The sequence below is a fragment of the Rhodococcus sp. P1Y genome (assembly GCF_003641205.1).
In the GTDB taxonomy this organism is placed as follows: Bacteria; Actinomycetota; Actinomycetes; order Mycobacteriales; family Mycobacteriaceae; genus Rhodococcoides.
Window position 1 is genome coordinate 5441752 of record NZ_CP032762.1, and the last position, 13148, is coordinate 5454899.

General features: G+C 64.7%; 13 protein-coding genes. 2 read left to right on the plus strand and 11 right to left on the minus strand.

What is annotated here, in order from left to right:
- Positions 1-2: 2 nt before the first annotated feature.
- The 10 genes from resB to D8W71_RS25150 all read right to left on the minus strand — a co-directional run bounded on the left by resB (position 3) and on the right by D8W71_RS25150 (position 9542).
- Positions 3-1643: a cytochrome c biogenesis protein ResB gene (resB, locus tag D8W71_RS25105; protein WP_121117598.1), complete on the minus strand. Its 1641-nt coding sequence runs from the start codon at positions 1641-1643 to the stop codon at positions 3-5.
- Positions 1640-2461 carry a cytochrome c biogenesis CcdA family protein gene (locus D8W71_RS25110; RefSeq protein ID WP_121117600.1) on the minus strand — a complete coding sequence of 274 codons (822 nt, stop codon included), beginning with the start codon at positions 2459-2461 and terminating at the stop codon, positions 1640-1642. The genes resB and D8W71_RS25110 overlap by 4 nt, the downstream gene beginning before the upstream one ends.
- Complete coding sequence (locus tag D8W71_RS25115; RefSeq protein WP_121117602.1) at positions 2458-3051, minus strand: TlpA disulfide reductase family protein; 594 nt, start codon at positions 3049-3051, stop codon at positions 2458-2460. The genes D8W71_RS25110 and D8W71_RS25115 overlap by 4 nt, the downstream gene beginning before the upstream one ends.
- Positions 3044-3703, minus strand: a complete 660-nt coding sequence (locus D8W71_RS25120) for a histidine phosphatase family protein (RefSeq protein WP_121119889.1) — start codon at positions 3701-3703, stop codon at positions 3044-3046. The genes D8W71_RS25115 and D8W71_RS25120 overlap by 8 nt, the downstream gene beginning before the upstream one ends.
- Before the next feature lie 21 nt (positions 3704-3724).
- A complete protein-coding gene (gene hemL, locus D8W71_RS25125; protein WP_121117604.1) occupies positions 3725-5044 on the minus strand; it encodes a glutamate-1-semialdehyde 2,1-aminomutase in 1320 nt (439 codons plus the stop codon).
- Positions 5045-5095: 51 nt separating this feature from the next.
- Positions 5096-5536 carry a DUF1707 SHOCT-like domain-containing protein gene (locus D8W71_RS25130; protein WP_121117606.1) on the minus strand — a complete coding sequence of 147 codons (441 nt, stop codon included), beginning with the start codon at positions 5534-5536 and terminating at the stop codon, positions 5096-5098.
- A gap of 153 nt (positions 5537-5689) precedes the next feature.
- Complete coding sequence (locus tag D8W71_RS28110) at positions 5690-6346, minus strand: hypothetical protein (protein WP_236077604.1); 657 nt, start codon at positions 6344-6346, stop codon at positions 5690-5692.
- A 79-nt stretch (positions 6347-6425) separates the two neighbouring features.
- Positions 6426-7112 (minus strand): dethiobiotin synthase, encoded by a 687-nt coding sequence (gene bioD, locus D8W71_RS25140; protein ID WP_121117608.1) that lies wholly within the window; start codon positions 7110-7112, stop codon positions 6426-6428.
- On the minus strand, positions 7109-8251 hold the full coding sequence (locus tag D8W71_RS25145; protein ID WP_121117610.1) for an 8-amino-7-oxononanoate synthase: 1143 nt from the start codon (positions 8249-8251) through the stop codon (positions 7109-7111). Before D8W71_RS25145 ends, bioD begins: the two co-directional genes overlap by 4 nt.
- Positions 8252-8276: 25 nt before the next feature.
- Positions 8277-9542 carry an adenosylmethionine--8-amino-7-oxononanoate transaminase gene (locus tag D8W71_RS25150; protein ID WP_236078145.1) on the minus strand — a complete coding sequence of 422 codons (1266 nt, stop codon included), beginning with the start codon at positions 9540-9542 and terminating at the stop codon, positions 8277-8279.
- A gap of 93 nt (positions 9543-9635) precedes the next feature.
- Here D8W71_RS25150 and D8W71_RS25155 point away from each other — a divergent pair, with 93 nt between their 5' ends.
- Entirely contained in the window at positions 9636-9842 is a 207-nt protein-coding gene (locus D8W71_RS25155; RefSeq protein ID WP_121117614.1) for an inositol 2-dehydrogenase, read from the plus strand.
- A gap of 42 nt (positions 9843-9884) precedes the next feature.
- Positions 9885-11849, plus strand: coding sequence for an acyl-CoA dehydrogenase family protein (locus tag D8W71_RS25160; RefSeq protein ID WP_121117616.1), 1965 nt, complete (start codon positions 9885-9887; stop codon positions 11847-11849).
- A 55-nt stretch (positions 11850-11904) separates the two neighbouring features.
- On the opposite strand, the gene D8W71_RS25165 is transcribed toward D8W71_RS25160, so the two are convergent.
- Positions 11905-13074, minus strand: a complete 1170-nt coding sequence (locus D8W71_RS25165) for a PQQ-dependent sugar dehydrogenase (protein WP_121119891.1) — start codon at positions 13072-13074, stop codon at positions 11905-11907.
- Positions 13075-13148: the final 74 nt, after the last annotated feature.

Consider the following 13148-nt stretch of genomic DNA (forward strand, 5'->3'; position numbering starts at 1 on the left):
GGTCAGTTCTCCTGGTTGTTCTTGTTCGCGCTGGTCTTGTTCGCTGCGGTCACGTCACCGACCAGCTTTTCGCAGAGCCGGTCGAACTCTTCGCCCCAGCCCGCCTGATCGGTCCGCGCGAGCCCACCGAGTTCTACTACAGTACGTCGTGTATCCGGGTCGGTGTGGAGCCGGACCCACACGCGACGCCGTTTGATCAGCAGGGACACCAACAGCCCGCTCATCATGGTCAGTGCGAACACGAGCACCCACGTCTGTGCCGGATCGTGCGAGACCTGCAGGTTGACGAATTCCTCGGCTCCGTCGAACCGGACGGTAGTCCCGTCCGACAGCGTGGAGGCCTCCCCGGGCTTCAGGTTGACGCGGTCCTGCTTGACCAGCCGTCCCTGATTGATCATTTCTTGATTCAGCGAGAACAGCGACTGGGGGTACCCGGTATCGAGACCCGTGTCGCCCTTGTAGATGTCGACCGCGACGGCCGGGTCGGTCATCGCAGGAAAACTGGACGACAGGAGACTGCCGTGGAAGAACGCCGTCGGCGCGAACAGACCCTCGATCGCGATCTGGTTCTGACGCCGTTCGGCGGCCTCCGGATAGAGACCCCCGGGCGGATCGATTCGAAGCACACCGCTGGAGAGGAAGGTCGTGGCGTCGGTCGGTTGCCACTGGATGGTCTCGGTGCGGGTCTCCCCGTTCGGGAACGTGACGGTGAACGTCGGCGCATATCCGTGGCCCTGTAGGTAGACGCGGTCACCTGCTACGCGGAGCGGGTGATTGACCTGCAGCACGTCGTCTTGCCAGACGTTGTTCGTAAGGTCGTCCTCGGCCTGGTATTCGATGTTCGAGGTGAACATCTCGGCCTGGCCGTTCTCCAGGTAGTCCGCCTTGAAGTCCTTCACACGGATGCACAGCGGTTCCATGTTGGTGCCGTCGACGAGTTGCCCGGCGCGGAAACCGTCGTAGACAGCAGGAGATGTACTGCAGAAGCCCGGTCCGTCGTTGGCGATGACGACGACGTTCCCCTCGTATCCCAGCAGTTTGCCGAGTGCGATCGCAGCGAGAAGCCCAACGAGCGAGAGATGGAAGACCAGGTTTCCGAACTCGCGGAAATAGCCCTTCTCGGCCGAGAGCGTCACGTCGTCGCCGGAACCGCGAGCAGCAACCCTCCAGCCTCGTAGCTGCGCCTTGACCTTCGCCGCGGTCTCTTCGGCCGGCTCGGTGGAGGTGTACTGGCGGTGATGCGGAAGCCTGGAAAGATTACGAGGCGTCGGAACGGGCTTGGTACGCAGCGCCTTTGCGTGTTCGATACACCGCGGGACGATGCAGCCGATGAGCGAGACGAACAGGAGCGCGTAGATCGCGGTGAACCAGAAACTCGAGAACACGTCGAACAGTTCGAGCTTGTCCATCAGCGGTCCGAGAGTCGGCCTGGCTGCGATGTATTCGTCGACCTTACCGGCGTTGAGACTGCGCTGCGGCACGAGCGCACCGGGAATAGCCGCGAATGCAAGGAGAAACAGCAGTACCAGCGCGGTCCGCATGCTCGTGAGCGATCGCCACGTATTGCGCACCAAAGCGACAGCGCGCCCGGCGCGTGACTGACGCGGCGGAACCGACGAGGGCCGAGTGTCCAGATCACTCATATCGGGAGCACCACATCGGAGACGAAGGCGTCGCGCACCCAACTGACGAATACGTCCCATGCACCCGTGACGAGCGCAATTCCTACTGCTATCAACATGATTCCGCCGAACACCTGTATCTGTCGTGCATGAGTGCGAAGCCAACCGACTCCGCGTAGAGCGCTCACCGATCCGAACGCGAGGATCACGAAGGGCAAGCCGAGACCGAGGCAATACGCGACGATCAATGCGACCCCGCGCGCCGCCGTTGCGCCTTCGGTGCCCGCGGCAAGCGAGATAACGCTTGCCAGCGTAGGCCCGAGGCATGGGGTCCATCCGAGCGCGAACACCCCACCGAGCAGCGGCGCGCCGAGCAGACTGCCGACTCGCCGCGGCTCGAATCTGACATCGCGCTGCAGCGCCGGGACGAGTCCGATGAACACCAATCCCATTGCGATGGTGACCACTCCGCCGATACGCATCAACAGTTCGCGGTTGACCGACAGCACCGAGATCGCGCCGAACACCGTCGCAGTGGCGAGAACGAACACGACGGTGAAGCCGAGCACGAACAACCCCGCCGCGCCTGCAACCCGCAGCCGCGAGGAGGCGCGCACCTTCGTCGTCGCAGCTTCCGAAGCCGTGACCGCCGGGGCGTCGGCGCCGACGACACCGGCCAGGTAGGACAGATAACCGGGAACGAGCGGTACGACGCACGGGGACGCGAACGACACCAGCCCAGCGAGAGCACAGACTCCGAACGCGAGGATCAACGGACCCGTCGCGGCGGTCGTCTGAAACGTCTCGCCTATCCCCGCCGCGTACACCTCGACACTCACTGGCTGTCGCTCTCCTCCCCCGCGACCCGCTCGACGACGGGTTGCAGGTCCTCGGTGAGGAGTTCACGCAGGAACACGGCGGCGACGCGGTGCTCCTTGTCCAGAACGATGGTGGTCGGAACGACCGAGGTGGGAATGCCACCGAGCGCGGCGAGCGTGCGCATCGGCGGATCGTAGATGGACGGGTACGTCACCTTGTTGTCGATGACGAAGTCCTGCGCCTTGTCCTGGGCATTGTCGCGTACGTTGATGCCGAGGAATTGGACGCCGAGATCCTTCGTGTTCTCGAAGACCTCCTCCAGGTCGTCCGCCTCACCGCGACACGGTCCACACCACTGACCCCAGACGTTCAGCACGACGGCTTTGCCCTCGTAGTCGGACAACGAGGTGGTCTTGCCCTCGTCCATCAGATCGGGGCCGGACAGTTCCCCGAGCGTTCCACGCTCGGAGGGCGGGTCGTAGTAGATCTCGGTCTGGCCACCGGGTGAGACGAAGTCGAACGTGCCACCGGTCGCCACAGCGTCGGTGCCCGTCGCGCATCCTGAGACGAGCGCGGCGGCAGCAACACAGGAGACGAGAACTTTACGCACCAGTCACCCTTGGATCACTGGCACCGGCAGGCTCGGAGTAGACGATGTCGACGAGCGTATCCCCCTCGTAGACAAGGGAAGTCAGCGATGCGAGGCCACACTGGCGGTGACGCGGATCGTGCCAGAGACGTTCGCCCTGCAGGAAGCGGCGCAGCGTCCACACCGGCAGCTGATGGCTGACGACGACTGCTTCGTGCCCGACGGCGGCGACGCGTGCGGCATTCACGGCGGCGAGCATCCGGTGCGCGATTTGAAGGTACGGCTCGCCCCACGACGGCGTGAACGGGTCGCGTAGCTTCCACCAGTGGCGTGGACGCCGGAGAGCACCGTCGCCAACGGCCACACGCAGGCCTTCGAACTCGTTGCCTGCCTCGATGAGGTTTTCGTCCTCGCCGATCGCGAGCCCGTGCGCCTTGGCAATGGGACCTGCAGTTTCCTGCGCACGCTGAAGTGGAGACGCCACCACGTGCGTGATGTCGTGTCCGGCAAGTGCATTCGCGACGGCCGTTGCCTGCGCCTGTCCGGTCACCGACAGGCGGAACCCTGGAAGGCGTCCGTAGAGGATGCCTTTGGGGTTGTGCACTTCACCATGCCGCAGCACGTGGACGATTGTTCGCGTCGTCTGATGCGGATGCGCATCGGGAACAGTCACTGCATCGGGGTTCGTCACGGGTCAGCTACCTGCTTCTGCTCGGGCTGCCGCACGAGCGGCGTCGGGAAGGGCGTCGGCAATGATCTGGAATGCGTCGTCGTCGAGGGCTGCGGAGACGAACCACGCCTCGAATGCACTCGGTGGCGGGTACACGCCCCGGGAGAGCAGGCCGTGGAAGAACGCGGGGTAACGCCACGTTTCGGCGGCTTTGGCGCCTGCGTAGTCGGTGACGGGTCCGTCGGAGAAGAACACGCTCACCATAGTGCCCGCGAATTGGACATGGTGGCGAACGCCTGCCTCGGTCAGCGCATCGCCGAGCAGCCTGCCGAGCCGTTCGGAGTTGTTCTGCAGCTTCTCGTAGACCGCCGCATCTGCCAGCTGGAGGCTCGCAAGCCCGGCTGCGACGGCGACGGGATTACCCGAGAGCGTGCCCGCCTGGTACACCGGTCCGGCAGGCGCAAGGTACGCCATGATGTCGGCGCGGCCGCCGAACGCAGCAGCGGGCAGTCCGCCGCTCATGACCTTGCCGAAGGTGTAGAGATCACCGGCGACGCCGTCGATGCCGTACCACCCGGCCGCACTGACGCGGAAGCCCGTCATGACCTCGTCCATGATGAGCAGCGCGCCGTTATCGGTGGCCAGGCGTCGTAGACCGGCGTTGAAGCCGGGTACGGGCGGAACCGCGCCCATGTTGCCGGCGGCCGCTTCGGTGATGATGCAGGCGACCTGATCGGGGTTCTCGGCGAACACTGCCTCGACCGCGGCAAGGTCGTTGTACGGCACGACGATGGTGTCGGCAGCCTGCGCGCCGGTCACGCCCGGCGAGGTCGGAAGGCCGAGCGTGGCCAGACCGGACCCTGCGTCGGCGAGGAGGGCGTCGACATGGCCGTGGTAACAACCGGAGAATTTGACGATCTTGGTACGGCCGGTGAACCCACGAGCGAGCCGCACCGCGCTCATCGTTGCCTCTGTGCCGGAATTCACAAGGCGAACCTGGTCGACTGGCCCGACTCGACGCACTATTTCCTCGGCGAGTGCGATTTCGCGCTCGGTAGGCGCACCGAAGGACAGGCCGGTCTGCGCAGCCTTCTGCACCGCCTCGACGACGACAGGATGGGCGTGTCCATGGATCATCGGGCCCCAGGACGAGATGAGGTCGACATAGCTGTTGCCGTCGGCGTCGATCATCGTGTATCCGCTGGCCTCGGTGATGAAGCGCGGCGTTCCGCCCACCGATTGGAAGGCACGCACCGGCGAGTTCACCCCGCCCGGAATCACGGCGCTCGCGCGCTCGAACAGTTGGGCAGAGATCGGGGCGTCGTCGCCGGCGGAAACAGTCACGAACCCCAGTGTCCCAGGTTTACCGATATCGCCAACTACAGGGCGTAATAATCAGCCCTTCTTGCGCTTCTTCTTGCTCTTCTTGTCGTCTTCGTCGTCGTCGGGCATGAAGATCATTGCGACCAGGATCAGGGCCCAGATCCCGAGCGGCCAGCCCGGCCAGTACCCGTTCAGTTCGCCGTCGGAGATGGATTGAAAGCCCCAGATTCCCGACATGATGATCGCGCCGCCGAACCACCAGCGCCACTCGTCGAAATACTCACGCCACTCGGAGCTCTTGTCGACGTCGGACTCGGACTCGGCCGTCACTGCAGGGAGGTCGTCCGTCACTCGTGCAAGTTCACCCCGAGTGGACGACTTCCACACCGCGTCAACCCGCTCCTCGTATTCGGCAAGTGTCAGCCGACCATCCGCCATTGCCGATCCGAGGATCTGCGCTACGCCTTCACGCTCCGCGGTCCCGACGCGCAGCTTCTCCATATCGGAACTCATCGTGGTGCACCCCATCCTCGGTTTCGGTCGGTGTCCGAATTGCCAGGTTACCGCCGATCGACGCCGAGTTCAGCCCAGTTACGACGAAAGCGTCGGTTCACAACACGAATTCATGTTGTAAACCGACGCTCGTCGGGTAAACCGCAGATTCGGTTACGGCTGGCGGTGCTCGCCACCGGTCCGTGGGTCGAGCGCACCTCCGCGCGGATCGATCTTGCTGCCGCGCGGATCGAGCGCGCTGTGATCACCCGAGCGCGCATCCTTGTGCTCACCGAGGTTGCCGTCGGTGTATGCCCCACTGTCGTTGCGGGCACCACTGCCGGTATGGGCACCACTGTCGTTGTGAACGCCACTGTCGGTATGCACGCCGCTGCCGGCGGGATTGGCGCTGTGGTCACCCGAGCGCGCGTCCTGGTGCACTATCTTTTCGGCCGACGCTTGGTCCACATCGCCAGAGCGCGCACGGGTCTTGACGTCGGGGTCGATTTTGTTCGCTCGGGCGTACTCGGCGTCCAGCTCGTCGCGCGAGGTAGACGCGTCGCCCAGGTGGGTCTCGGCCTGCAGATTGAGCCGTCGGGCTTCCGCTGCCTTGGCTTCGGCGTCGGCCTGTGCGCGACGGGCCTTCGCGGCACTCTCGTCGGCGAGTGCTTGACGCTCCTCGACCTCGCTGGTGCGTTCAGCGGCTTTTTCTCGAATCTTCTCGGCTTCGACGCGCCTGGCTGCCTTTTGCTTCTTCGACAGCGCCAGTGCGACGGCGATGACGAGGAGCACTACGACGACTGCGATGACAATCCATACTGCGGTGTTCATTTCGAGCCCCCAACTGTTGGTAGATGCGGTTGGGTACCCGGGGGCGGGCTCGGTAAACGGAATCGGACGAAAAGCCCGTTCAGGGCGACAAAATGTTCGCGAGAGCGTCCATGTCCAACCATGACGGCGCCTCACCGACGAAGGTACCTCGGTCGAACGCTCCGGCCCCGGCAGGGATCCGCCCAACGATGCCAATCCCGGTGACATCGGGAAGTTCGAGAAGATTGGTCTGTTCGGCCAGGTCCGGATGTTCGGGCCACGACCCGATGATCGCCCCGGCGCACGCGACCCCCGCGTGCTCGAGCGCGTTCACCGTCAACGCCGTGTGGTTCAAGGTGCCGAGCCCGGCGCCGCACACGACGACGACGGGCGCTCGGAGCTCGCGAGCGACGTCGAGCAACGTGAATCCGCCGACACCGAGACGCACCAGCAGCCCGCCCGCACCCTCGACGAGGACCAGGTCTGCGCTCAGTACACCGATGTCGGCAAGCACGGTCTCGAGTTCGAGCATCGGAGCCGACGCTCGGCGTGCTGCCACATCTGGCGCAAGTGGGTCACGGTAGCGAGCCGATTCCACGGTCGTGCCGACTCCGGTCAGACGCTCGATTTCGGCGAGGTCGCCCGGCTCGGCGGGCAGCACCCCGGTTTGCGCTGGTTTCACGACGGCAACCGTCGACCCGAGGGACATCGCTGTCGCGGCGAGCGCAGCCGTCGCGACAGTCTTTCCGACATCGGTCGAGGTTCCCGTGACGACGAGGACAGTCATACCCGTACCCCCTGCAGGATCGGGCCCAGGACTGCGCGAACGGTATCGAGTTCAGCCTCGGTCAGATTCGCCCGCGCGGTCAGGCGCAGCCGCGACGTTCCCGCCGGGACCGAGGGCGGCCGAAAGCACCCGACGTGCACTCCTCGCGAGCGAGCCTCTTGCGCTGCGGCATAAGCACATTCGGGATCGCCGAGAATCACCGAGACGACGGCAGATTCGGGAGCGTCGACTCCGACGATCTCGGCAAGGTCGGCTGCGCGCTCTCGCACTGCGTTCGCCCTCTCCGGCTCACGCGTCAGCACCGCCAACGCTCCCCGTGCCGCTCCGACTGCGGCGGGCGCAAGTCCGGTGTCGAAGATGAACGGCCTGGCCACGTCGATCAGGTGCTCGCGTACGGCAGCAGGACCGAGGACGACGCCACCCTGTGAGGCAAGCGATTTCGACAATGTCGCGGTGACGACCAGATCGGGCTTGGACTGCAGACCCAGCTCGTGGACGAGACCACGGCCTCCGGCTCCCCGTACACCTATGCCGTGCGCTTCGTCGACGACGAGAGCTGCGGAGTATCTGCGGCACAGCGCATACAACTCGCGCAGCGGCGCAAGATCTCCGTCCGCGCTGAACACCGAGTCGGTGACGACGAGCGCGCGTTCTTCGGTCCTTGTCTGCAACTTCGTCTCGACGGCCCCGATGTCGGTGCGGTCGTACACCTCGACCCTCGCGCGCGAGAGCCTGCATGCGTCGACGAGGGAGGCGTGCGACGCCGAGTCGGACAGCACCAGCGAGCCTCGACCCGACAGCGCAGCAACTACGCCGAGGTTGGCGGTGTAGCCGGAAGAGAAGACCAGCGCTGATTCTGTTCCTGCGAATACGGCGAGATCCGATTCGAGCTGTTCGTGCAGAATCGTCGTCCCGCTCACGAGCCTGGACCCGGTTGCGCCGCCGCCCCAGCATCGTACGGCCGCACACGCCGCTTCCTGCACCTCCGGGTGACGCCCGAGACCCAGGTAGTCGTTGGACGCCAGATCGATCGGATCGCCGTGGTTGAGTCCGGGCCTGGGCCTGGGTGTGAGCGTCCGGTGCAGGCCTGCGTCGGCGCGCAGGCGAGCCGCGTCGGTCAACCAGTCGAGTGCAGCCACGTCGGAGACCCTACTTGAACACCGTTCAAGTTTGCGCAACAGCACCCAGCGCAGCAGCTATGCGTCCGACCTCCGCGGGTGTGCAGACATACGGCGGCATCGCGTAGACCAGTTTTCCGAACGGTCGCAACCACACCCCTTCACCCACCGCGGCATCCGTCGCTCGCTGCATGTCCACCGGCTCGTGCATCTCGACGACGCCGATGCCGCCGAGAACGCGCACGTCGGCGACACCCGGTAGGTCCTCGACGCCCGCCAACCCGTCGAGCAGACCGCGCTCGATACCGGACACCTCGGCCCGCCAGTCGCGCTCCAGCACGAGCTCGGCAGCCGCGACTGCGACGGCACATGCCAGCGGGTTCGCCATGAAGGTCGGTCCATGCATCAGACCGCCTGCTTCGCCCGCACTGATCGCCTGGGCCACCTCGGACGTACACAGCGTGGCTGCCAGCGTCATATATCCGCCGGTCAGCGCCTTGCCGACACACATGACATCCGGGGCAACGCCCGCGTGACCCGCGGCGAACAACTCTCCGGTGCGGCCGAAGCCCGTCGCGATCTCGTCGAATACCAGCAGCACGTCGTGCTCGTCGGCCATCCTGCGCAGCTCGGTGAGGTATCGCGGGTCGTGAAAACGCATACCGCCCGCACCCTGCACGATCGGTTCGACGACGATGGCTGCGATCTCGTCCCGACCGGCTTCGAGGATGCGCTCGAATACCTTCACGTAGTCCGGCTCGTAAGCACTCGGTGGCGCGGGCGCGAAGATCTGCCTGGTCAGCACGTCAGACCACAGCGAATGCATCCCGCCGTCGGGGTCGCAGATGCTCATCGGCGCGAACGTGTCGCCGTGATAACCCCCGCGCCACGTCATCAACCTGCGCTTGTTTTCCCTACCGCGTGATCTCCAGTACTGGATACACATCTTGGCTGCGACCTCGACCGAGACCGATCCGGAATCGGCGAAGAACACCTTGTCGAGACCGTCGGGTGTGATCTGCACCAGCAGTTCCGCGAGCCGCGCCGCCGGCTCATGCGTCAGCCCGCCGAACATGACGTGGCTCATTCGGCTCAACTGATCGCGGACGGCGGCGTCGAGCACGGGGTGCCGATAGCCGTGCACCGCGGCCCACCACGAACTCATGCCGTCGATGAGCTCGCTGCCGTCGGAAAGTTTCAGGCGCACGCCCTCTGCGCTGTCCACGACGAGAGGACGCGTCGTCGACGGGAACCCGCCGTAGGGGTGCCAGACGTGTTCGGCGTCGAGAGCAGAAATCCGTGAAGTGTCGATGCCTCGAAACCCTAATGCTCGACGCCGTAACGCTGGATACCGTAGCGCTGAACTTTGTAACACTGGCGTTACGTCTGGATTACACTCACCCACATGGAGGCACAACACGAACCGGCTCGATACTCCTGGCCGGATGGTTTCCAGGAGCATCTGGTCGCCGAATTCGACGGCTTCAGCCCGCTCGTCAGCCGCGCGCTCGCGGACAACGGCGCGTCGGTGTTTCACGACGGCCCCTATGGTCGGAGCAAGTTCTGGGCACGCCTGCGGCACGTCTGGCGCGAATATCTGTGGCCGCTGTAGCCCTTCTACCTCGGTAGAAACGGCCACAGGTTACCGTCGAGTATGGCAACCACTTCGGATCACATTCGCAACACGTTGGACGGTCGCTGGCGCGATACGAAGAACGAGGCGCGCAAGCAACTCTCTCGCGACGAGTTCCGTCCGCACTACACCCCGAATACCGTCATCGCGCGCACGAAAGCCCTCGAACAGCTGAAGCTTCTCGCGCAGCACGGGGCAGCCGACGACGGATTCAAGAAAGAACACGGCGGCACCGGTGACGTCGGCGCAGCGGTCACCATGATCGAGATGCTCGCCATGTCCGACCTCTCCTTGATGGTCAAAGCCGGCGTCCAGTGGGGCTTGTTCGGCGGCGCCATCGAAAACCTCGGCACCGAGCGTCACCACGACGCCTACGTTCGACGCCTCATCGACCTGGACCTACTCGGTTGCTTCGCCATGACCGAGACCGGTCACGGCAGCGACGTCCAGTCGCTCGAGACCACTGCGACGTACGACGCCGCGACCGACGAGTTCGTCGTCAACTCTCCAACACCGTCGTCTCGCAAGGACTACATCGGCGGTGCCGCCGAAACCGCGACCGTCGCAGCAGTCTTTGCACAGCTGATCACCGCCGGACCTGGCCAAGAGCCCGAGGGCCACGGCGTCCACTGCTTCTTCGTTCCACTTCGCGACGAGAACGGCGACGACCTCCCCGGCGTCACCACCTCGGACTGCCAGTACAAGGGCGGGCTCCCGGGAGTCGACAACGGCCGAATCATGTTCGACCACGTGCGAATTCCCCGTGACAATCTGCTCAACAAGTACGCCGACGTCTCTGCGGACGGCACGTACTCCTCACCTATCGAGAACCCGAGCCGACGGTTCTTCACGATGCTCGGAACGCTCATCCGCGGCCGTGTCACCGTCGGCGGAAGCGCCGCGGCCGCGGCGAGGGTCGCACTCGACATCGCGACCAGATATGCACTGCAACGCAGGCAGTTCTCGGCTCCGAAGTCCGAGGAAGAGGTGCTCATCATGGACTATCTCGTCCATCAGCGTCGCCTGTTCCCGTTGATCGCAAAGTCGTATGCACTGCAGTTCGCACAGAACGAACTGGTCGCCAAGATGCACGAACTGCAGACCGCCGACAATCCCGATGCCGAAGAGCAGCGCGAACTCGAATCCCGCGCGGCCGGTCTCAAGGCGGCCAACACCTGGCATGCCACCAGGGCAATCCAGGAAGCGCGTGAAGCATGTGGCGGCGCAGGCTATCTCGCCGAGAATCGCTTGATCTCGCTGAAGGCCGACACCGACGTGTTCACCACGTTCGAGGGTGACAACCACGTGCTGACTCAGCTTGTCGCCAAGGAGTTGCTCACCGCCTACGCCGACGACGTCAAGGGCATGAGCCCGGTCGAATGGGTGAGGTTCGCGGCCGAATTCGCCGGTGACCGAGTCGTCAAACGCACTGCGGCACAGACGATCATGCAGACCATCCTCGATTCCCGTCAGGACAACGAAGAAGAGGGCTCGTTGTTCAACCGCGGGACCCAGGTCAAGATGTTCGAGGACCGCGAGGACTACCTTCTGTCCACCGTCGCGCGCAGGCTGCAGAGCAAGTCGAAGGAGACGAGCGCCTTCGACGCGTTCAACGCCGTGCAGGATCACGTGCTGCACGCAGCGAGCGCTCATATCGACCGCATCATTCTCGAGGCGTTCATCGCCGGCATCGACACCTGCGAGGACGAGACCGCCAAGGAGTTGCTCGAGCAGGTCTGCGATCTCTACGCGCTGTCGGTGATCGAGGAGGACAAGGCCTGGTTCATCGAGCACCGGTACCTGTCCACCGAACGCTCCAAGGCGGTGACTCGCGGCATCAACGAGCGCTGCAGGTCGTTGCGACTGCATGCGCTCGAACTCGTCGAGGGCTTCGGCGTTCCCGAGCACCTTCTCGGTGCAGCGATGCTCGGCCACCCTCAGGCCGGCAGCGACGAGGAAGAAGCGTCCAACCCCAGCAAGGCGTAGACACTCCCCCGTGCGTGCGTAGTTACCGCCCGAGGTAACTACCCACGCACGGGGGTCAGGGTGCGACCCGCAGAATCTTGTCCCCGGACCCGTTGTCGGTGGTGAGCAGGAACTCCCCACCCGGCAGCGACGTAAGCGACCGCAGCCGGCCCCACTTGTTCTCGAGCGCTACGGCTTGCTGCTCCACCGTCGTACCGTCCGCGTTCAGCTTCAAGAACACAAGCTTCTTGCCCTGCTGGCTCGACACCACCGCGGCGCCGGACCATTCGCCCCACGCATCGCCGTCGACGAAGGTCAAGTCTGGCGTTGCGATGGTCGGGCTACCCGAACTCCACACCGCGGCGCGTGCCCCCGGCACTCGATCCGGGTCCGTCATCGGCACCGACTCGTCGTAGATCAGCGGCGTCTTGTCGGGCCGGTAACCGTAGTTTCCGCCGGCGACCAGCAGATTGAGCTCGTCGTCGCGCGAGGTTCCCTGCTCGACCTCGTACAGTCGTCCGCTACCCGGCTGGAACGCCAGGCCCTGAACGTTGCGGTGGCCGAGCGTGTACACGCGTCCCGGCGCATCCGCGGCGGCCGAGCCGTCAGCGTTGATGTGCAGAACCTTCCCGCCGAGCGACGTCCGATCCTGCGGCACCGACGGACTCGCCGTGTCTCCGGTTCCGACGAACAGGGTGCCATCCGGAGCCGCGAGAATGCGACATCCGCCGTGGCGTCCACCGTCGGCCACCGGGATGTCGTCGACGAGTGTCTGCTCCCGCGTCAGCGTCGTCCAATCCTCGTCGACGGTCCACCGGAATACCCCGATGTGGTTACTACTGCCACCCGCTGAACCCGGCGACGCACTCCCGGTGCCGAGACCACCGCCCGAGCCTTGCACCCCTTGGCAGGTGTACAGGGCACGCGAAGTCGAAAAATCCTGTGCGAGTTCGATTCCCATGAGGCCGGTCTCGCCTTCGGCGTACAGATCGGCCAAATCCGCTGCGACCTCGCGTGGTTCCTCACCAGATCTCTTGACGACGAATCTTCCTGCACGCTCGCCGGTGAGGATGGTGCCGTCCGGAGCGGACACCACATCCCACGGCCTGGACAGACCATCTGCTTCGACCGTCACCTCGAGCGTCGGCAGTGCCGCGGTCGGTTGCGCAGACGCGCCGGTCGAACACGCAAGTGTCATCAACACACTCGACGCCAGAATCCCCGTGTTGGCCAACAGTTTGTTCACGTGCACACTCCTGGAAGGTGTCAGCAATCGTGTCACGTGATCTGTACCACATACCAGGGTGGCCAAACATTGTT